Source organism: Caulobacter zeae, from assembly GCF_002858925.1.
Taxonomy (GTDB): Bacteria; Pseudomonadota; Alphaproteobacteria; order Caulobacterales; family Caulobacteraceae; genus Caulobacter; species Caulobacter zeae.
This window is the reverse complement of the sequence record NZ_PJRS01000010.1, coordinates 209,558-230,341: the sequence shown is the minus strand read 5'-3', so window position 1 is coordinate 230,341 and position 20,784 is coordinate 209,558. Positions and strand designations below refer to the sequence as shown.

Sequence of the window (20,784 nt, the reverse complement as noted above, 5' to 3'; positions counted from 1 at the left end):
TCAGCAGTATCCGGCTCCCTTATGGCGCGAACCGCCGGTGCGAGCTAGAGCAGGGGCGATCAAATGCTGTGGTCGCGTGGCCACACAGCCACTGAGCCATTGAGGGCCTCATGACCGTCTCGCTCGCCGACATCCAGGCCGCCGCCGAACGCCTGAAGGGCCAGGCCGTGGTCACGCCGCTGCTGGAAAGCGCGGCCCTGTCGGACCGGCTGGGCGGCAGGATCTTCGTCAAGCCCGAGACCCTGCAGCTGGCCGGCGCCTTCAAGTTCCGCGGCGCCTACAACCGCCTGTCGCAGTTCACCGAGGAAGAGCGGGCGCGCGGCGTCGTGGCCTTCTCGTCGGGCAACCACGCCCAGGGCGTGGCCCTGGCGGCCGACAAGCTGGGCATGCCGGCCCTGATCGTCATGCCGGCCGACGCGCCGTCGGTGAAGGTCGAGGCCACGCGCGGCTTCGGGGCCGAGATCCGCTTCTTCGACCGCTTCAAGGAAGACCGCGAGGCGATCGCTGGCGAGATCGCCGCCGAGCGCGGCATGATCGTCGTGCCGTCCTACGACGATCCGCACATCATCGCCGGCCAGGGCACGGTGGGGCTGGAGATCATCGCCCAGGCTGAGGCGGCCGGCGCGACCCTCGACAAGGTGCTTTGCCCGATCGGCGGCGGCGGCTTGATCGCCGGAACCTCGACGGCGGTGAAGGCCCTGTCGCCCGCCACCCAGATCTGGGGCGCCGAGCCTGCCGGTTTCGACGACACCCGCCGCTCGCTGGGCAGCGGCCATCGCGAGGTCATCGACCCCGAAGCCCGCTCGTTCTGCGACGCCCTCTTGGCCCCGACGCCGGGCGCCCTGACCTGGCCGATCAACAGCCGAACCCTCACCGGAGTCGCCGCCGTCACCGACGAGGAGGTCGCCGCCGCCATGCGCTGGGCCTTCATGAACCTCAAGCTCGTCGTCGAGCCCGGCGGCTGCGTGGGCCTGGCGGCGGCGCTCTCGGGCAAGATCGAGGTCAAGGACCAGACAACGGTGATCGTGCTGTCGGGCGGGAATGTTGATCCGGCGGTGTTTGCGGGGGTCATCGCCTGATCCTTCTCCCCTTGCGGGAGAAGGTGGCGGCCGAAGGCCGTCGGATGAGGGGTCTCTCAGAACTCAACGCCGAGAACGGGAGCCGACAAGCAAGTGGCAACTTGAAGTTGTTCTTCATTTGTTCCAAGCTCCCGCCACGGCCGCCCTCGCTCAAGCTCGCCACCTGCGCCGCGCGCCCGTCGCTACCGAGCGCCTGCTATGGAGCCTCCTGCGCGACCGGAAGCTGGATGGTTTGAAGTTCCGACGACAGGTTCCGCTCGGCCGCTACATCGCCGACTGCGTCTGCTTCCGGCATCGGCTGATCATCGAAGCCGACGGTCCGCACCACGACGAGCGCGACCGGGATCTAGTCCGCGACGCCTGGCTGCGTGAGCAGGGGTTCCGCGTCCTGCGCTTCTCTAACAGGGCTGTGCAGGATGATCGCGAAGTCGTCCTCGCAGCCATACTGGCGGCCTGTGGTCGCTAGCTGTCGCCGTATGCAGCTGCGCCCGCCTTCGACCCCTCATCCGCCGGCCTTCGGCCGCCACCTTCTCCCGCAAGGGGAGAAGGAAGCTGAAGCAAGCCCACTTTCTCCGCACCCCCTAGTCGCGGTCAAAACCTCCCGCTAGGGTCCGCGACCTCGAAACGAACCGCTCGAAAAGAGTAGCGACGATGAAACGCCTTCTCCTCGCAACCGCGCTGATCGCCGCGCCGATGCTGGCTCACGCCGCCGACGCGCCCAAGATCGATCCCGCCCGGCTGTCGCAGCACATCAAGGTGCTGTCGTCCGACGAATTCGAGGGCCGCGGCCCCGCCACCGAGGGCGAGAAGAAGACCGTCGCCTACGTCGTCGAGCAGATGAAGGCGATCGGCCTGGAGCCGGCCGGCGACCTGCAGACCGACGGCAAGCGCGCCTGGACCCAGGACGTGCCGCTGGCCAAGTTCGAGATCGCCGGTCCCGTCAGCGCCCACATCATGGCCGGTCCCGACCACGTCATGCTGAGCCAGGGCGAGCAGATCGCCATCCGCGCGGCGATGACCAATGTCGACAAGGTGTCGATCAAGGACGCGCCTCTGGTCTTCGCCGGCTACGGCGTCACCGCGCCCGAGCGCAACTGGGACGATTTCAAGGGCCTGGACGTCAAGGGCAAGATCGTCGTCGTGCTGATCAACGACCCGGACTTCGAAACGGGTAAGGGCGACTTCGGCGGCAAGGCCATGACCTATTACGGCCGCTGGACCTACAAGTACGAGGAAGCCGCCCGTCGCGGCGCCGCCGGCCTCTTGATCGTGCACGAGACCGCGCCGGCCTCGTACGGCTGGGCGACGGTGAAGAACTCCAACACCAACACGATGTTCGACATCGTCCGCAAGGACCCGAGCAAGTCCCACCCGGCCCTGGAAGGCTGGATTCAGCGTGATGTGGCCGTCGACCTCTTTAAGAAGGCCGGCCTCGACTTCGAGACCCTGAAAAAGCAGGCCCAGACCCGCGACTTCAAGCCGGTGGACCTGAAGGCGACCTTCTCGGCCGACTACGCGGTCAAGCACGAGGTCATCGTTTCCAAGAACATCGCCGGCCGCGTGAAGGGCACGAAGTATCCTGACGAGACCATCATCTACAGCGGCCACTGGGACCACCTGGGCGTCGGCCTGCCGGACGCCAAGGGCGACAAGATCTACAACGGCGCCGTCGACAACGCCGACGGCATCGCCGCCCTTCTGGAACTGGGCCGCGCCTTCAAGGCCGCGCCGGCGCCGCAGCGCTCGGTGATGTTCCTGGCCGTGACCGCCGAGGAAAAGGGCCTCCTCGGCTCGGAATACTACGCCGCCAACCCGCTGTTCCCGCTGGCCAAGACGGTCGCCGACCTCAACATCGACGCCCTGTCGGCCGCAGGTCCCGCCAAGGACGTCACCACCTCGGGCGACGGCAAGGTCGACTTGCAGGACATGCTGGTGGCCAAGGCCAAGGAAGAGGGCCGCTACTTCACGCCCGATCCCGTGCCGCAGGCCGGCCACTTCTACCGCTCGGACCACTTCCCCTTCGCCAAGCGCGGCGTGCCGGCCATCTCGGTCGGGTCGGGCAGCGATCTGGTGAAGGGCGGCAAGGAAGCCGGCGAAAAGGCCGAGGCCGACTACAACGCCAACCGCTACCACCAGCCGGCCGACGAATGGTCGGCGGACTGGGACCTGTCGGGCCAGGCCATGGACATCGGCCTGTTCTACAAGGTCGGCGCGGATCTGGCGAACTCGCGCACCTGGCCCGAGTGGCAGGCGGGTTCGGAGTTCAAGGACCTGCGCGACAAGACCAAGGCCGAACGGAAGTAAGAGCAAATAACCCGATCACCCCCGCGAAGGCGGGGGCCCAAGCCGAGTCGACCGCGCACGCCGTGGCCAGCTCAGCTTGGGTCCCCGCCTTCGCGGGGAGAACGGTGAAGAATAAAAATGACCGCCTCCGTTTTCGACCTCTTCAAGCTGGGCGTCGGCCCTTCCAGCAGCCACACCATGGGGCCGATGACGGCGGGGGTGATGTTCGTCGAGCGGCTGCGCGCCGCCGGCAAGCTGGCCCTCACGGCCCGGGTCCAGACCCGGCTCTACGCCTCGCTGGCCCTGACCGGCAAAGGCCATGCCACCGACCGCGCCGTGATCCTGGGCCTGATGGGCCTTGCGCCCGCCACGCTCGATCCCGACGCCGGCGAGGCGGCCCTGGCGGAGACCAAGGCCACGCAGTGGATGATGCTGGGCGGCGAGGTCGGCATCGGCTTCGACGAAGCCCGCGACATCGTCTTCGCCGGCCACGAGCGCCTGCCCCAGCACCCCAACGCCCTGACCTTCAGCGCCTTCGACGCTGAAGGATCCTTGCTGATGGAGCGCACCTATTTCTCGATCGGCGGCGGCTTCGTGCGCGACGAGAGCGAGATGGGTCGCAATGCGCCGCCCGAGGAAGGACCGGCCATCCCGTTCCCGTTCGAGAGCGCGGCCGACCTGCTGGAGCGCGCCGAAAAGGCGGGGCTGACCATCGCCCAGGTGATGGCCGCCAACGAGCTGGCCCGGATGAGCGAGGGCGAGATGAACGCCGGCCTCGACCGCATCTTCGGGGCCATGGAGGCCTGTATCGACCGGGGCATGCGCGAGGACGGGATCCTGCCCGGCGGGTTGAGCGTCAAGCGCCGCGCCCGCCAGATCCACCAGACCATCCTTGGCCGGATGGAGCGCCAGATGAGCGACCCGCTGGCGGCCATGGACTTCGTCAACCTGTGGGCCATGGCGGTCAACGAGGAGAACGCCGCCGGCGGCCGCGTCGTCACCGCCCCGACCAACGGGGCGGCGGGCCTGGTGCCGGCGGTGCTGCGGTTCTTCGTCCGCTTCCACAAAGGGACGCCCGAGCAGATCCGCACCTTCCTGCTGACGGCGGCGGCGATCGGCGCGCTCTACAAGCGCAACGCCTCGATCTCGGGGGCCGAGGTCGGCTGCCAGGGCGAGGTGGGCGTGGCCTGCTCGATGGCGGCCGGCGGCCTGTGCGCGGCGCTGGGCGGCACCAACGCCCAGATCGAGAACGCCGCCGAGATCGGCATGGAGCACAATCTGGGCCTCACCTGTGATCCGATCGGCGGTCTGGTGCAGATCCCCTGCATCGAGCGCAACGCCATGGGCGCCATCAAGGCCATCGACGCCGCCCGCCTGGCCCTGCTGGGCGATGGCCAGCACTCGGTGTCGCTCGACAAGGTCATCGCCACGATGAAACGCACTGGCGAGGACATGAACGAGATCTACAAGGAGACCTCGCTCGGCGGGCTGGCGGTGGGGCTGTCTGTGAACCGGGTGGAGTGCTGAGGCGGGTCTAGGCCTGGAGGCGCTCCAGGCTCCGCGCCCAGACGTGCTGGATATCATGCAGCGTGTCCATGACGTCCTGCGCCGGGCGTTTCGACAGCGCGGACTGGCGCTGATAGATCGCGATGAAAGCGTTGAGCGGCGTCTTCTTGATGTCGACGAACGATCGGGCGGCGGAGACGACCAGCAGCCCGCGGATGTCGTTCGACAGCGGGTGCGCCGAATCCAGCGGCAAGACCCAGGTTCGGATGTCGATGCGAACCAGCGCGCGCTCATGGGTCGAGGCGGCCCTGTCCAGGCCCACCAGATACTTCCGGGACGGTTGCTCGGCCGTCGGGTGGTCGGCCGCCGCAGCGGCGAGCGCGATGATCAGTGGGGCTTCAAGTTCGGAGAGGACGGCGAAGTCCGCTTTCAGAGTCTTAGGGGCGTCGCCGGCTCTGTAGCCATAGCCGCGGTGTACGATCTCATCCAGCGCCACGACGGGCACGTTGGCGTTGTCGTGCGCCTCCGGCGGCGCGCGGAACGCGGCGTCGTCGAGCGCATGCCGTTCGGCGGCCAGTTGCTCCAGCGCCAGGACGGCCTCGCGGTTGGCCCCTCGGTCCAGCAGCGTCTTCAGCGGCAGCAGATCGGCCATGGCGGTTCCCTCACGTCGAATGGTGGGGCTCAACTTCCGCGAGGCGAATTAACAAACTCCACCGACGGCGCCTCTTCCCACGTGATCGCCGATAATTAGAATGAGCGTTTGAAAGAGCGCCGCCCCCGTCCCAGGTTAGAGCGGCCCGGCAGGAGGAACCCATGCGCGACTACCTGAAGTTCTACATCGACGGCCAGTGGGTCGAAGCGAAGTCCGACAAGACGGTGGACGTCATCAACCCCGCGACGGAAGCCGTCGCCGGCCGGGTGACCCTGGGTTCCGTGGAAGACGTGGACCTGGCCGTCCGCGCCGCCCGCAAGGCCTTCGCCAGCTACTCCCAGACCAGCCGCGAGGAGCGCATCGACCTGCTCGAGCGGATCATCGCCGAGTACCAGAAGCGCTTCGAGGACATGGCCAAGGCCATCACCGAGGAGATGGGCGCCCCGGCCTGGCTGGCCCAACGCGCCCAGGCCGCAATGGGCATCGCCCACGTCCAGACCTCGCTGCAGGTGCTGAAGGACTACAGGTTCGAGGAAGATCGCGGCACGACGCGTCTGGTGAAGGAGCCGATCGGCGTCTGCGCCTTCATCACGCCGTGGAACTGGCCGGTGAACCAGATCGCCTGCAAGGTCGCGCCGGCGCTCGCCGTCGGCTGCACCATGGTGCTGAAGCCCTCGGAAGTGGCCCCGTTCTCGGCCTGGGTGTGGACCGAGATCCTCGAGGCCGCCGGCGTGCCGGCCGGCGTCTTCAACCTGGTCAACGGCGACGGCCCCACGGTGGGCGCGGCCCTGTCCAGCCATCCTGAAGTCGACATGGTGTCGTTCACCGGCTCGACCCGGGCCGGCATCGAGGTGGCCAAGAACGCCGCCCCGACCGTCAAGCGCGTGCACCAGGAACTGGGCGGCAAGAGCCCCAACATCATCCTCGACGACGCCGACTTCCAGCGCGCTGTCGGCGGCGGCGTGGCCTCGGTGATGATGAATTCGGGCCAGTCGTGCAACGCCCCGACCCGGATGCTCGTCCCGGCCAAGCGCATGGACGAGGTGATCGCCATCGCCAGGGCCGCCGCCGAGGCCCACACCGTCGGCGACCCGAACGGCAATTCCAAGCTCGGCCCGGTGGTCTCCGAAGTGCAGTGGACCAAAATCCAGGGCCTGATCCAGAAGGGCGTCGACGAGGGCGCGACCCTGGTGTCCGGCGGCCCGGGCAAGCCCGATGGGCTGGAGACCGGCTACTACGTCAAGCCGACCGTCTTCGCCAATGTCACCCCCGACATGACCATCGCCAAGGAAGAGATCTTCGGCCCGGTGCTGTCGATCCTCGGCTACGACAGCGTCGACCAGGCCGTCGAGATCGGCAACGACACCGAGTACGGCCTGGCGGCTTATGTCTCCGGCGGCGACCCCGCCGGCGTCCGCGCGGTGGCCGCCAAGCTCCGGGCCGGTCAGGTCAACCTCAATGGCGCCAGCCCCGACTTGATGGCTCCGTTCGGCGGCTACAAGATGAGCGGCAACGGCCGCGAATGGGGCGACCACGCCTTCGGCGAGTTCCTCGAAACCAAGGCCATCCTCGGCTACGCGCCCAAGCAGGCGGCGGAGTAGGTCGACCTACCTTCTCCCCTTGCGGGAGAAGGTGTCGGCGTAGCCGACGGATGAGGGGTCTCTCAAAAATCAGACGCCGCGACAGCCGATCAGCCGTCGCGGCGTTCTGCGTTGGTGCGACCCCTCACCCGACCCCGCTCCGCGGGGCCACCCTCTCCCACAAGGCGAGAGGGATCACCAAGAGACCGCCGCCCGGGTCAGCACCAGGGTCTTGTCCGAGATCCCCCAGCCCATCAGGCCTTCCGGCTTGGCGCCCGGCGAGGGGGCGGCGCGGGGCCAGCCTTCGCGGGTTTCGAGGGCGGCGGCCTCGACGCGGCCGGCGCCGTTCAGGCGGCTGAAGCTGAGGGTCACGCCGTTGGGATCGGGGGCGTGGTAGGTCAGGCTGGTCCACTCGCCGCGCTTGGTGGTCAGGGGCACGGGGCGGCCGTTGAGGCGCGCGCCGGCCAGCATGCCGTCGGGCTTGATGCGCAGGGTGACGTATTCGGCGCCGGGGCCGGGGATCACCCGCACCAGCAGGCGCTCGCCGGCGTGTTCCATGATCAGCTGCGGCGGGTCCAGCGGCACGGGCCGGGCCTCGGCCATCCAGACCTTGGAGCGGAAGAACGGCGGCAGCTCTTTCTGGGCCGGGGTTCCGCCCTGGGCGACCAGGGCGCCGCGCGACCAGGCGTCCAGGCGCGGCAGGGTCGAGATCCGCCAGGCCTGACCGCTGGACAGGTCCGACAGGTGGGCGGCCTCGGTCAGCTCGGGCCGGGTCGGCGTCGCGCCGGCCAGCACGGCGTAGGCGACGAGGCCGCCGCCGACCGCCGCCACCAGGGTGGCGGGGATGGCCGCCAGCTTCAGGGCCGAGAAGTCGTGGGCCAGCGGGATCAGGGCGGGCAGGGCCAGCAGGCCGAACGCCGCCAGGATCGCCGGCAGGGTCACGCCCAGCCCGGCGAAGGTCCACGCGCCCCAGGCGCCGACCTGGACGACGACCACGATCGCCGCCACGGCCACGCAGGCGGTCAGGGCCCAGGCGACGCGGCGGTCGCGGGTGCCGCCCTTGGCCAGCACCAGCACGGCGGCCAGGGCCGCGACCAGCAGCGGCCAGACGGCCATCACCGAGCCGCCGGGCAGCAGGACCATGGCCGCCACGGCGATGGCCAGCAGGCCGACCAGCGCGCCGATCCAGGCGCCCAGAACGCCCACCGGCTTGCCCAGCGAGGCCCAGACCAGCACGGCGCTGGCGACGCCCAGGCCGGCCCCGATGGGGTCCAGCGCCGGCGGTCCGCCGATCAGGCAGGTCGCGCCGCCGGCGGCCAGGGCCAGCAGGCTCGGCCAGATCCGCGCCGCGCCCTTGGCCTGGCCGATGACCACCGCCAGGGCGACGCCGACCAGGATGGCGGTGCAGCCCAGCAGCAGCGGGTCGAACCGGCCCAGCAGGGCGTAGTGGGCCTGGAGGTCGGCGATGTGCAGCAGCTTGCCGGTCAGGTGCAGGACGAGCGCGCCCGACGTCCCGACCAGCAGGAAGCCGGCGAGGCCCTTGAGCAGCTCGACGACGCTGGTTCCCCGGATCATCAGGCCACGGACCAGGGCGTACAGCACCAGCACGCCGGCCAGGGCCAGCAGGCCCCAGGCGACCTCGACCGGATAGCTGACAAGGAACAGGCCGAAGACGTCGGAATAGACGGCGTTGGGCGCCTTGCCCGGCAGGGTCTGGGCCGTGGCCAGGGCGCGGGCGGTGGGCAGCACCTGGTCGCCGAAGTGCTGCAGGCTGCCCTGGTCGAGGTGGTCGGCCTTGGCCAGCGGCGTGTGATAGGCCAGCTGGTCGTCGATGAAGGCGAAGTTCAGCCCCGGCAGGCCGGCCTTCACCGCGTGGGTGAAGTCGGTGTCGTTGGGCATCTTTTCATAGACCGCAGCGGCCAGGGAGTTGGCGGCCGGCCGCTTGGCCTCGCGGGCGAATAGGGCCATCAGGGCGCCGTTCTGCGGACCGGTCTGGAACATGGCCGCCCGGCCGCTGTCGCCGCGCGCCTCCATGTTGATGACCACGCCGACCTTCTGGCGCAGCGGGTCGCGGGCGAAGAAGGCGTCGGCGCCCAAGAGGCCCTGCTCCTCGCCGTCGGTGAACAGGAATATGACGTCGCGGGCCGGCGTCGGGCCGGCCTTCAGGGCGCGGGCGACCTCGAGCGCGGCGGCCACGCCGGCGGCGTCGTCGGCCGCGCCGGGCGAATTGGCCACCGAGTCGTAGTGGCTCATAATCAGCACGGCGGGCTTTGAGCGGTCGGCGCCCGGCAGCACGCCGATGATGTTCTGCACCGAGCCGGCGACCAGCCAGCGGCCGTCGTTGCGGGGACCGGTGTAGCCCTCGTCGGCGCGGACCGACAGCTCCAGTCCCAGCGACGAAATCCTGGCCATCAGGTGGTCGCGCACCCGTACGATGTCGGTCGAGCCGGTGGGGTGGGGACGCAGGGCGATGGTCCGTACGTCGGCCATGGCGCGCTGCGCGGAGAAGGCGTCGGGCGGGGCGCTGGCGGGAACGACGGGCGGCGATCGCTGCGCCAGGGCGGCCAGCGCCAGGCCCAGCAGCAGGCAGATCCAGAATCCGAGCAGTCTGATCGCTTTCATGCGCGGCTCGCCCTCGCGTCCATCCCCGGCCCGCGTCGAGGGTGCGGGTGTTCGCGCGCGGGGGGAACGGGAAAGGCGGGCGTGCGGAGCGAAAATGGGCGTTTGGGCGCTAGGGTTTTCCCCCAGCATGGCGGCGCGCGACGGTCGCGCTATGCGTCGAGCCCTCCATCATTTTGTTCGAGGTCATCGATGAGCATCGTTCCCGCCTTCGCGATCCTGGCCATGCTGGCCGGCGCGCCGCCCCAGGCGACGGGGCCGACCGAGGCCGGCGGCAAGGCGATCGCCATCTCCGGGACCGACCATGTCGAGACCCTGGCCTGCGACGGCCGCGCCGTGGCGATCACCGGCGTCGACAACAGCGTCACCTTGACCGGTACGTGCAGGAGCCTCGAGATCTCAGGCAGCGGCAACACCGTCATGGCGACCATCGCGCCCGGCGGCGTGCTGTCGGTGACCGGCACGGACCAGAAGGTGCGCTGGCGCTCCACCGGCGAGGTTCGCCGCAGCGTGACCGGCGTCGACAACCAGGTCGTCCGGGAGAAGTAGCCCGTCGAGACTGAAAGCAATCCTTAGTAGGATTGGCGGTAGCGGATCAAGGTGAACAACTTTGAGGTGAACATGCCGTCCGTCTTGGTAAGCGCAGCCGACAAGCTGGATATCCTTCTGCGCATCCTCTCCGGAGATGACAGCGCAGTAGGCTTTCTTCATGCCGCCGATGGTCGCGCCTCCGTGAAGTGGGCGCGCGACGCACTGCTGCGGATGGCCGAGGGTGAGGAAGCGCCGCCGACGGCGGATCATCTCGCGCATATGCTGGTTCGTCCCTCGGTCGAGGGACGACAAGACGCGCTTTCGCATGTCCGTTCGTGGTTGAAGGGGGGCGAGCGCGTGCTGGTGTGCGATCCCTACCTCTTCAAGGAGCCGACCGCCGCGTACCCGAGCAACGAGGCCTATGTGGAGGCCCTGCTCAGGCTCCTCCCGTCCAGCGCCAGAGACGTCACGCTTTGCTTCGACGGCTATGCTGAGGCGATCCGGAAGCTGCTCTGGCCGCGATTGAAGGAGGGGCGCAACGTCACTCTGGTGAACACCAACCGGGTCCATGATCGCTTCGTGTCGCGTGACGGCGCAGTGAAGATCGTCGGAACCTCGTTCGGCGGACTGGGCAACAAGTTTTCGGTGGTCGCCGACCTGAACGCGGACGACGCCAGGGATGTGCTGGCGTCCCTCGAAGGGCTCAAGGCCGTCGCCCGCGAGAGAACGCGCGTCTCCCGAAGCGAAGAGGCGATCTGGATCCCCGTGGCGGAGAGCGACTGAGGTCGCTCGTTGCCTCCATCGCGCGCGGCTGGCACGGTCGCCGCCAAGCGGTCTTCAGCGCCGCGTGGAGGCGCGTCGTGACCCCGTTCCACCACCTGCTGGCCAACAACCTCGTGGCCAACATCACCAACTTCACGGTCTGGTTCGCCCTGACCTTCTACGTCTATCTGGAAACCCGCTCGGTGTTCGCCACCGGCATGATCGCCGGCGTCTATCTGGTGCTGACGGCGGCCTGCGGCTTCTGGTTCGGCAGCCTGGTGGACCATCACCGCAAGAAGACGGCGATGCTGGGCTCGAGCCTGGCTTCGCTGGGGCTCTACGTCCTGGCCCTGGCCGTGCACGAGGCGGCGCCGAAGGGGGCGATCGCCGATGTCGGCCGGCCCTGGTTGTGGGTGTTCATCGGCCTGTGCATGCTGGGAGTCATCGCCGGCAACATCCGGGGCGTGGCCCTGCCGACCCTGGTCACGATCCTCATTCCCGAGGACCGGCGCGACAAGGCCAACGGCCTGGTGGGCATGGTCAGCGGCATCGGCTTCCTGACCACCTCGGTGATCAGCGGCTTTCTGGTGGCCTGGGGCGGCATGCGGCTCGGCCTCGCCTTCGCCCTGGCCCTGACGTTGGCGGCCTTCGTCCACCTGCTGGCCGTGCGGGTGGACGAGCCCCGCGCCGTCGCCGAGGCGGGCGAGCACGCCGGCCCGCGTCGGGTGGACATCGCCGGCACCGTGCGGGTGATCGCCGGCGTGCCGGGCCTGTTCGCCCTGGTCCTGTTCGCCGCCTTCAACAACTTCCTGGGCGGGATCTTCATGGCCCTGCTCGACGCCTATGGCCTGTCGCTGGTGTCGGTGCAGGTCTGGGGCCTGCTGTTCGGCGTGCTGTCGACGGCCTTCATCCTCAGCGGCGTCGTCATCGCGCGGACGGGGCTGGGGCCAAGCCCCCTGCGCACCCTGCTGCTGGTCAACCTGATCAGCTGGGGCGTCAGCTGCGTCTTCACCCTGCAGTCGTCGATCTGGCTGCTGGCCGGCGGCTGCTTCGTCTGGATGCTGCTAGGGCCCTATGCCGAGGCCGCCGAGCAGACCACGCTGCAGAAGGTGGTGCCGCTGGAACGCCAGGGCCGGGTCTTCGGCTTCGCCCAGTCTGTGGAGCAGGCCGCCTCGCCGCTGACCGCCTTCCTGATCGGCCCGCTGACCCAGTTCGTCGTCATCCCGTTCATGACCGACGGCGCGGGCGCGGCGACCATCGGCGACTGGTTCGGCCGCGGGCCTGACCGGGGCATAGCGCTGGTGTTCACCCTGGCTGGCGCGGTGGGCGTGCTGGCCACCGTGGCGGCGTTCAACTCACGGCCCTACCGGCAGCTGAAGGCGGCGTACGCGGCGGGCGGCTAGATGCTCCCCCCTCTGGGGGAGCTGTCGCGGAGCGACTGAGGGGCTTTGCGGCATAGGTCGGCGCCGCCTCCTCCGGCCCTCTGGGCCACCTCCCCCAGAGGGGGAGGATCTATGCAAAGAAAAAGGGCGGCCCTTGCGGACCGCCCTTTCCCTGCCCCAGGCGCCCGTCGCCGGGCGCCTTAGCTGTACGTGATCAGAACTTCGCCCGCAGGGTCACGCCGTAGGTGCGCGGCGCGCCGAGGAAGGCGTCGTAGGTGAGGGTGTCGGCGGCGGGGTTGTAGACCTTGTTGGTCGCCGACAGGCCCGACGAGCCCTGCAGCGGGCCGTTGAACACCACCTGATAGTAGTCCTCGTCGAACAGGTTCTGGGCCCACAGCTCGACGGCCCACTTGTCGTCGGCGTCGCCCAGGCCGACGCGGGCGTTCACCAGGGTGAAGGCGTCCTGCATCTTGAAGGGGAACAGGTCCGAGCCGGTGTTGTATTCCGACACGTACTTGGCGCCGATGTTGTACTTGGCCTTCAGCGTGCCGCCGACGGCGTGCTCGTAGGTCACCGAGGCCGAGCCCGACCATTCCGGCGCGAACGACATCTGCGAGCCCGGCAGCAGGGCCAGGGCGTTGGTCGGGTCGTTGGCCACCGGCTGGTCGCCGTATTCGGTCTTGGCGTAGGTCAGGCCGCTCTGGACGGTCAGGCCGCGCACCGGGGTGAACCACAGGAAGTCGACGTCGACGCCCTTGGAGGTCACTTCCTCGACCGAGCGCACCGCGAACGAGGTGCCCAGGAAGGTGTTCAGCTGGAAGTCCGAGAACTTCTGGTAGAAGCCCGTGACGTTGAACAGCACCGTGCGGTTGAACAGGGTGTTCTTCAGGCCCAGCTCGTAGCTGTCGACGAATTCGGCCGGGAACGAGGTGTCGGTGATCGGCACGACGCCGACGCCGCCCGAGGGCGTGCCGTTCGACGACTGGGTGCGGTCCAGGTTGAAGCCGCTGCCCTTGTAGCCGCGGGCGTACGAACCATAGGCGAACACCGACGGGTTCAGGCGGTAGCTGGCCTTGACCGTGCCGGTCCACTCACGCTCGCTCAGGCTCTGCTGGGTGCCGCGGCCGTTGAACAGCGGATTGGCCCAGGGCAGGCACATGTTGCCGACGACGGTCGAGACGATGCTGGTGCCGGTGGCGGTGCCGAACAGGGCGGCCGGCACGCCGCGGCCGACCAGGGTCGAGGCCACGCGGGCCTGGCCCGCCGGGGTCAGCAGCACGCCGCAGGCGTTGGAGGCGCCGGTCTGGTAGGTCGACAGGTCCTTCTCTTCGGCCGTGTAGCGCAGGCCCACGGTGATGTCGAAAGCGTCGGTGACCTTCAGCGTGTTGTTGGTGAACAGCGCGATGGTCTTGGAGCGCTGGTTGTAGGTGTCGTGCAGGCCGGTGCCGGCCGTGAACGAGCTGCCGTAGGGCAGGGCGGTGATCTGCGAGGCGAACAGCGCGCTGTTGGCCTGGCTGACCGTGATGCCGGCCGGGGCCAGGGCGCCGGCGACGCCCGACAGGACGATCGTCGACATGTAGGCTTCGTAGTCGCTGCCGAAGCGGAAGTTGGCCTCGTTGTCCAGGCGCTCATCGGCCAGGAAGGCGCCGACCAGCCAGTTCAGGCGCTCGGTGCTGCCGGCCAGGCGCAGTTCCTGGCTGAAGGTGGTGAACTCGGCGTAGTTGGTGCCGTCCTTGGCGCGATAGGTGATGTCGGCCGTGGTGAAGTCGGCGTCCTGGCCGCTGTCGATGCGCCAGTTGCGGATGGCGCTGATCGAGGTCAGCGTGCCGATCGGCAGGTCGATGTCGGCCTGCAGCGAGACGCCCTTGTCCTCGATCTCCTGCGGCGCGCCGCGGTTGGAGTAGGCGACGCGGTCGAACGGCTTGGCCGGGTTGGCGATGCCGGTTCCGCCGGCCAGGGCGTTGATGATCGCCGCCGTCGGGCCGGTGCGGATCTGCACGGCGCCGCAGCAGTTTTCGTCGCGCTTGGAGTAGTCGGCGATGATCTTGAAGGTCGAGTTGTCGTCCGGCACGAACAGCAGCTGGCCGCGCACGGTGTAGAAGTTCTGGTCGGCGTCTTCCTTCTCGGTGCTCGGGCCCTTGCCGGTCACCACGTCGTTGAAGCCGTCGCGCTGGCGGGCGGCGGCGTAGAGGCGGCCCGCCCACTTGTCGCTGCCGAACAGCGGACCGGTGACCGAGGCCGAGGCGCCCTTGGCGCCGTAGTTGCCGGCGGTGACCTCGGCGTTGGCGCCGAAGCCGAACTCCGGCTCCTTGGTCATGATGTTGATGACGCCGGCCGAGGTGTTCTTGCCGAACAGGGTGCCTTGCGGACCTTTAAGCACCTCGATGCGGTCCATTTCGCCCAGGTCGCCGAACGACACGCCGTTGCGGGGGCGGTAGACGCCGTCGATCACCACGCCGACCGAGCTTTCCAGGCCGGGGTTGTCGCCGACGGTGCCGACGCCGCGGATGCGGGCGGTGGTCGAGGCTTCCGACGTGGTCGAGGTCACGGTCAGGCCCGGCGTCAGGATCGTCAGGTCCTTGATGTCGCGCACGCCGGTGTCCTGCAGCAGCTTGGCGCCGACCGCGGTGACCACCACCGGGGTGTCCTGCAGGTTCTGCTCGCGCTTCTGGGCGGTGACGATGATGCTGTCGACGGTAAGGGTTTCGGGCTCTTGGGCGGCCGCCGCGGCCGAGTCCTGAGCATGGGCGACGCCGACGGCGGCGACGCCCGCGAGCACGACGGCGGAGGCCGTGCCGCGAAGCACCTGGGTAAAGCGCATTTCCTACCTCGGTTCGTTATGACGAGAGCGCTTGCACCGCCCCCGCCGGTTTTTTGATTGGCCTTCACCCGAACGATCGTTCGAATGGACAGCCAATGGTTATGGGCGGTCCGTATGCTCGGCAAGCGAAAACCTTGCTGTGAAACGGTTCCAAGGTTCCTGTTGCGAAACTGCGACAGCGTTATGCGAACATGCCGAGCTTCTTAAAACCGCCCTCTGGGCTTCCTCGCCTTGCGCCGGGCGAGGGGCGGGCGCATCTGGCGTCCATGCCGGTCAACGCACGCTACCGCCCCGATTCCCGCTTCGCCTCGCTGGGCGGAGAGTTCGCCGACCCGGTGGCGGCCGCCGATTTTCCTGAAACGATCCTGCGGTTCCGCAATGATCGGGCCGCCGCGAGCGTGGGCCTGGAGACCCTGACCGACGCCGAGTGGATCGCGCATTTCGGAAGGTTCCAGCCCCTGCCGGGCGCCCAGGCCCAGCCGCTGGCCATGCGCTATCACGGCCACCAGTTCCGATCCTACAACCCCGAACTCGGCGACGGCCGGGGTTTCCTGTTCGCGCAGGTGCGGGAAGAGGGAGCCGATCGCCTGCTGGATCTCGCCACCAAGGGCTCGGGCCAGACCCCGTGGTCGCGGCATGGCGACGGCCGGCTGACCCTGAAGGGCGGCATGCGCGAGATCCTGGCCGCGGGCCTGCTGGAGGCCCTGGGCGTTCCCACCTCGCGGGCCTTTTCCCTGATCGAGACCGGCGAGGCCCTGACCCGCGGCGACGAGCCCAGCCCGACCCGCTCGGCCGTGCTGACCAGGCTTTCGCACAGCCACATCCGTTTCGGGACCTTCCAGCGCCTGGCCTATTTCGAGCGCGCCGACCTGATCTCGACGATGGTCGACCACGTGGTCGAGACCTACTTCCCGCATCTGGCCGACGCCCCTGACCGGCCCACGGCGATGTTCGAGGAGGTGGTGACCCGCACCGCCCGCCTCGTCGCCCGCTGGATGACCGCCGGCTTCGTCCACGGCGTGCTCAACACCGACAACATGGTCGTCACCGGCGAGAGCTTCGACTACGGCCCCTGGCGGTTCCTGCCGCGCAACGACCCCAACTTCACCGCCGCCTATTTCGACCACTCTGGCCTCTACAGCTTCGGCCGCCAGCCGGAGGCGGGGTTCTGGAACCTGCAGCAGCTGGCCGCCTGCCTGGTGCTGGTCAGCCCGGATCAGACGGGCCTGATCGGGGCGCTGAACCGCTTCTCCGACGCCTACAAGGACGGCCTGCGCGAGGCGATGATCGGGCGGCTGGCGGTCAGGAGCCGGGGCGCGGAGGCCGACGTCGAGCTGGTCAACGCCGCCTTCAAGGCCTTGGCCGAGGGAAGCAAGCTGTCCGGCGGCGAGGCTCTGCGCTGGGAGCCGTTCTTCTTCGACTGGTTCGGCGGCGAGGCCTCGGAAGGCCGGGCGCTGGAGGGGCCGCGCGGCGCGCTGTACCAGGATCCGGCCTTCGCCGACTTCCGCACGCGGTTGTCGGGCTTCGAGCCGGATCGCCCCGAACGCCTGGAAAATCCCGTGTTCGGACGAACCGAGCCGGAGGAGCTGCTGATCGAGGAGGTCGAGGCCCTGTGGGCGCCGATCGACCAGTCCGACGAATGGGCGCCGCTCGAGGCCAAGCTGGCGCGGATCGAAAACGCACGCGCGGCCTACGACCTTCATGTGTGAACTGGACGACTGACATAAGTTTGAGGCATTTATGCCGCATGCTGAGTTTTCCGGAGTCGCACCCGGAACCAACGTCAAGCTTGCGATTTAAGCGTGCTGGACGGCGGTCTATCAACCCCGCGGCCGACCCCTTCCCCCAAGGGCGGCGGGACAAGGTGGAGAATAACGCATGCGCATCTTCCAACCGATCATGCTGGTCTGCGCCGTGGCCCTGTCGTTCATCGGCGCCCTTGGTCTGCCGGGCTGCGCCCGCGCTATCGGCGAAGCGCTCTCGGACGGACCCGAGCTGGCTTAAGCCAAGAGATCCTCCCCCTCTGGGGGAGGTGGCCCGGAGGGCCGGAGGGGAGACGTTTTCAGCTTCCGCTGACGTCACTCAGCCCTTGCTCCTCCTCTCCGTCGGCTTCGCCGACACCTCTCCCAGGGGGGAGAGGATCTATTGCGCCAAATCCGCCACACCGCTCGCAACTTCCGCGCGCGCCGCTCGCCTGCCCCCTGGCGCGGGCCGGCATAACCCTGTAATCGCCCGCCTCCCGATAAGGACCTCGAAGACCATGGCGCGCAAAGCCCCAACCTTCATGACCGTCAGCTACCAACTCGACCTGCAGGTCGAGCGTAATGACGCGTGCATGCTGGAGGGGAAGACGGCCTAGGTCCAAGCGGACTTCGGGAAGTACGAGGAAAACCCCTCCTGGCCTTGGCCGGAGGGGTTTTTCGTTCTTGCGCGGAAATTCCACCGACCATGACGCCGGGAGGGGCGGATTGGAAAGGAGAAGCCGATGAGCGGCTTCATGGACATCGAAAGCGGGGGCGCGCCGATCAAGGCGTGGACCCAAGGGGTGCCGATCGAGGATTCGGCGCTCAAGCAGTTGCGCAACGTCGCCAGCCTGCCGTTCATCCACAAGCACGTGGCGGTGATGCCCGACGTGCACTGGGGCATGGGCGCGACCGTGGGCTCGGTGATCCCGACCTGGAAGGCGATCATCCCGGCCGCCGTGGGCGTCGACATCGGCTGCGGCATGATGGCGGTGCGCACCTCGATCCGCGCCGAGCACCTGCCCGACAACCTGTTTGCGATCCGCTCGTCGATCGAGGCGGCCGTACCGCACGGCCGCACCGACAACGGCGGCCGCAACGACAAGGGCGCCTGGCAGACCGAGCCTCCGGCGATCGCCGCGGCGAAGTGGACCGACCTGAAGGCCGGCTACGACGACATCGTCGACCGCAATCCCAAGGCCGCCCACCCTCGCGGGTTCGGGCACCTGGGGACGCTGGGCACGGGCAACCACTTCGTCGAGCTGTGCCTCGACGAGGCCGGCGACGTGTGGGTGATGCTGCACTCGGGCTCGCGCGGGGTCGGCAACAGGTTCGGGACCTACTTCATCGAGCGGGCCAAGCACGAGATGCGCCGTTGGTTCATCAACCTGCCCGACGAGGACCTGGCCTACTTCGCCGAAGGCAGCGACGGCTTCGTCGACTACGTGCGGGCGGTGGCCTGGGCCCAGAAGTACGCCCGGGCCAATCGCGAGGTGATGATGGATCAGGTTCTGGGCGTGCTCCGTGAGCACTTCCCGGATCTGGTGGTGACGCAGGAGGCGGTGAACTGCCACCACAACTACGTCTCCAAGGAAAAGCACTTCGGCAAGGACGTCTACCTGACCCGCAAGGGCGCGGTGTCGGCCAAGGCCGGAGAGCTGGGCATCATCCCCGGCTCGATGGGCGCCAAGTCGTTCATCGTGCGCGGCAAGGGCAACCCGGACTCGTTCTGCACCTGCTCCCATGGGGCGGGCCGCGCGATGAGCCGCAACGAAGCCAAGCGCCGGTTCACGGTGGAGGACCACGTCGCGGCCACGGCCGGCGTGGAATGCCGCAAGGACGAAGGCGTGATCGACGAAACCCCGATGGCCTACAAGGACATCGACGCGGTCATGGCCGCCCAGAGCGATCTGGTGGAGATCGTCCACACGCTGCGCCAGGTCATCTGTGTGAAGGGCTAGCAGGACGCCGTCCGGTCGTAAGACTGGGCGGCGTTTTGCGTGTGCAGGGCGTGTCGCCTACCCATTGTGGGCGGGTGCTGCGTACAGCGCGTGCGCCTGTTGCTAAGCCTCCGCTCTAGGTTGACCTGAGGCGCGCGCCATGGCCACGGAAGTCCCGTTCCCGAACCGGCCCTTCTACATCGTCTCCAAGCTGCCCGGCGACGAGCGCATGGCGCTGACGAAAGGCGAAGGGGGCAAGGTGGCGCTGCAGCCGTTGGTCGGCGACTTCGAGCAGCTGTGGACGGCCGAGGACAACGCGCAGGACGGGTCGGTGCTGCGGCACCTGGCCAGCGGTCTGGCCCTGACCTATCGAACCCGGCGCTACTCGACGCCCAGGGCCGGCGGCTACGAGACGCCCGAGGGGCTCGTGCACCTGACGCCGTTCGTTCCGGGCGAGGTGCGGCAGGTCTGGCGCGCCGAAGCGGTGAACGGCTGGGTCGCGCTGAACACCCGCCTCGACTGGGAACGCAAGCTGAACGTCTATCGCTCCGACCCGCATGGCGACATCGGCGTCTACCCCTGGGATCGCGGCGCCAACAACGAGTGCTGGGACCTGCTGGTCGAGAACGGCCACGTGATCGTCGCCGACATGCGGTACGCCGGGACGGGGTCGGTCGAGCTCGAGTATCTGGCCGGGCGTCCGGGACCGGTCATGACGGTCGACAACCGCGCGGGAGACGCGCTGCTGACCGACGTGCGTTGGGCGCCGCGTAGCTACAAGATCGAGCGGGCGTTCGTCATCGACGAGGCCAGCAAGCGCGGTGGACTGCCGGCCATGGGCGAGGCCTTCGGTTTCCACCTCGCTGCGGAGGGGGCCCCCGACCGCGAAGTCCTGGAGCGGCCGATCCATCCCATGGCGGAGGGGCGTTCCGAGGACCTGGAACAGGAGATGGTGGACGACCCGGCGCAGGTGCTGATCGAGGTTCCGCCGGGACGGATCTATGGCTACCAGGTGGTGGTCCAGTATGCCCGGGTCATCGCGCCGTTCATCGCGACCCTGCGCCTGGGATCGTCGGTCTCGGGCCGCCTCTCCGGCGAGGCGGTGGTCAAGGGACGGTTCTTCGGCGTCAATCCGGTGAGCAGCGAGGTCGAGGTGCAGGACCTCACCGCTGTCGGCGTTGACGGCGGTGAGGGCGAGCTCGTCGGCTCGCTGGCGCCGGCCTAGGCGGGCCGGCCCGCGCGCCGCAGCCACAGCTCGGCGGCGATCAGGTTGGGAACCCAGGCCAGGAACGAGATGGCGCGGTACCAGGGCAGGAACGGCAGGTCGAGGACCATGACCAGCGGCAGGTAGAGCCGCAGGGTGACGGCCGCCAGGGTCAGGGCCCAGGAGCGGATCATCCACCGGCGGTGCGCGACGAAGCGGCCCTGCACGGCGGCGCGCCAGCCCAGGATGTTGACGGCGATCCAGATGACCGCGAGCAGGCCGAAACCCGTCGTGGCGATCGGTCCCGCGTAGGAGCCGGGCGCCAGGACCAGGCCCGCGACGCCGCCGACCAGGCATCCCAGCACATAGACCCGTCCGGTCCAGCGATGCGGCGGGGCAGCGCCCCGGCGCAGCGCGGGAATGAACTGCAACGACCCCAGAACCAGGGCGGTGACCGAACCGGCGATGTGGATGACCAGCCACGGAACCCCGCGCGGATTGCCCAGGGCCTGGGCCGGGGCCTGAGGCGGGCTTAGCAGGTAGCGCGCCGAGTAGGCGGCGATCCCCAGGCACAGGAGCCCCACGACGATCCAGGCAAGGCGGGCGCGCCAGGACATGGGCGGCAGGCGAATGGCGGCGGTCGTGGCGGTCAAGGCGAAGGTCCCCGTTGCGAATTGGCGCAA

Annotated in this window: 16 protein-coding genes; 12 read left to right on the top strand and 4 right to left on the bottom strand. The window is 68.8% G+C overall.

What is annotated here, in order from left to right; translation table 11 throughout:
- Positions 1-110: 110 nt before the first annotated feature.
- The 4 genes from SGCZBJ_RS04620 to SGCZBJ_RS04605 all read left to right on the top strand — a co-directional run bounded on the left by SGCZBJ_RS04620 (position 111) and on the right by SGCZBJ_RS04605 (position 4,889).
- On the top strand, positions 111-1,079 hold the full coding sequence (locus SGCZBJ_RS04620) for a threonine ammonia-lyase (protein WP_101716844.1): 969 nt from the start codon (positions 111-113) through the stop codon (positions 1,077-1,079).
- Positions 1,080-1,197: 118 nt separating this feature from the next.
- Positions 1,198-1,545, top strand: coding sequence for an endonuclease domain-containing protein (locus SGCZBJ_RS04615; protein ID WP_240621415.1), 348 nt, complete (start codon positions 1,198-1,200; stop codon positions 1,543-1,545).
- Between the two features lie 185 nt (positions 1,546-1,730).
- Complete coding sequence (locus SGCZBJ_RS04610) at positions 1,731-3,383, top strand: M28 family metallopeptidase (protein ID WP_101716842.1); 1,653 nt, start codon at positions 1,731-1,733, stop codon at positions 3,381-3,383.
- 117 nt (positions 3,384-3,500) lie between these two features.
- Complete coding sequence (locus SGCZBJ_RS04605; protein ID WP_101716841.1) at positions 3,501-4,889, top strand: L-serine ammonia-lyase; 1,389 nt, start codon at positions 3,501-3,503, stop codon at positions 4,887-4,889.
- Positions 4,890-4,896: 7 nt separating this feature from the next.
- Here SGCZBJ_RS04605 and SGCZBJ_RS04600 read toward each other — a convergent pair whose 3' ends face one another.
- Positions 4,897-5,520 carry a hypothetical protein gene (locus SGCZBJ_RS04600; RefSeq protein ID WP_101716840.1) on the bottom strand — a complete coding sequence of 208 codons (624 nt, stop codon included), beginning with the start codon at positions 5,518-5,520 and terminating at the stop codon, positions 4,897-4,899.
- 161 nt (positions 5,521-5,681) lie between these two features.
- Here SGCZBJ_RS04600 and SGCZBJ_RS04595 point away from each other — a divergent pair, with 161 nt between their 5' ends.
- Complete coding sequence (locus SGCZBJ_RS04595) at positions 5,682-7,121, top strand: aldehyde dehydrogenase family protein (protein WP_101716839.1); 1,440 nt, start codon at positions 5,682-5,684, stop codon at positions 7,119-7,121.
- A 174-nt stretch (positions 7,122-7,295) separates the two neighbouring features.
- On the opposite strand, the gene SGCZBJ_RS04590 is transcribed toward SGCZBJ_RS04595, so the two are convergent.
- Positions 7,296-9,722 carry a M20/M25/M40 family metallo-hydrolase gene (locus SGCZBJ_RS04590; RefSeq protein ID WP_101716838.1) on the bottom strand — a complete coding sequence of 809 codons (2,427 nt, stop codon included), beginning with the start codon at positions 9,720-9,722 and terminating at the stop codon, positions 7,296-7,298.
- A gap of 189 nt (positions 9,723-9,911) precedes the next feature.
- Here SGCZBJ_RS04590 and SGCZBJ_RS04585 point away from each other — a divergent pair, with 189 nt between their 5' ends.
- From SGCZBJ_RS04585 to SGCZBJ_RS04575, 3 genes are read left to right on the top strand one after another with little or no spacing between them, the layout of a single operon-like run.
- On the top strand, positions 9,912-10,268 hold the full coding sequence (locus SGCZBJ_RS04585; RefSeq protein ID WP_101716837.1) for a DUF3060 domain-containing protein: 357 nt from the start codon (positions 9,912-9,914) through the stop codon (positions 10,266-10,268).
- Positions 10,269-10,319: 51 nt separating this feature from the next.
- Positions 10,320-11,033: a hypothetical protein gene (locus SGCZBJ_RS25360; protein ID WP_133149188.1), complete on the top strand. Its 714-nt coding sequence runs from the start codon at positions 10,320-10,322 to the stop codon at positions 11,031-11,033.
- A gap of 17 nt (positions 11,034-11,050) precedes the next feature.
- Entirely contained in the window at positions 11,051-12,415 is a 1,365-nt protein-coding gene (locus SGCZBJ_RS04575) for an MFS transporter (protein ID WP_420808148.1), read from the top strand.
- A gap of 193 nt (positions 12,416-12,608) precedes the next feature.
- Here the strand turns inward: SGCZBJ_RS04575 and SGCZBJ_RS04570 are convergent, their stop codons facing one another.
- Positions 12,609-15,215 carry a TonB-dependent receptor gene (locus tag SGCZBJ_RS04570; protein ID WP_101716834.1) on the bottom strand — a complete coding sequence of 869 codons (2,607 nt, stop codon included), beginning with the start codon at positions 15,213-15,215 and terminating at the stop codon, positions 12,609-12,611.
- 266 nt (positions 15,216-15,481) lie between these two features.
- Between SGCZBJ_RS04570 and SGCZBJ_RS04565 the strand changes: the two genes are divergently transcribed.
- The 4 genes from SGCZBJ_RS04565 (at position 15,482) to SGCZBJ_RS04550 (ending at position 20,122) form a co-directional block, all read left to right on the top strand.
- Positions 15,482-16,924, top strand: coding sequence for a protein adenylyltransferase SelO (locus SGCZBJ_RS04565; RefSeq protein WP_101716833.1), 1,443 nt, complete (start codon positions 15,482-15,484; stop codon positions 16,922-16,924).
- A gap of 169 nt (positions 16,925-17,093) precedes the next feature.
- Entirely contained in the window at positions 17,094-17,219 is a 126-nt protein-coding gene (locus SGCZBJ_RS04560) for a hypothetical protein (RefSeq protein ID WP_101716832.1), read from the top strand.
- Between the two features lie 481 nt (positions 17,220-17,700).
- A complete protein-coding gene (locus tag SGCZBJ_RS04555; protein WP_101716831.1) occupies positions 17,701-18,918 on the top strand; it encodes an RtcB family protein in 1,218 nt (405 codons plus the stop codon).
- A gap of 139 nt (positions 18,919-19,057) precedes the next feature.
- The gene (locus tag SGCZBJ_RS04550) at positions 19,058-20,122 is read left to right on the top strand and encodes a hypothetical protein (RefSeq protein WP_101716830.1); all 1,065 of its coding nucleotides are present in this window, start codon (positions 19,058-19,060) and stop codon (positions 20,120-20,122) included.
- Here SGCZBJ_RS04550 and SGCZBJ_RS04545 read toward each other — a convergent pair.
- Positions 20,119-20,754 (bottom strand): DUF2306 domain-containing protein, encoded by a 636-nt coding sequence (locus SGCZBJ_RS04545; protein ID WP_240621414.1) that lies wholly within the window; start codon positions 20,752-20,754, stop codon positions 20,119-20,121. The genes SGCZBJ_RS04550 and SGCZBJ_RS04545 overlap by 4 nt on opposite strands.
- Positions 20,755-20,784 lie beyond the last annotated feature (30 nt).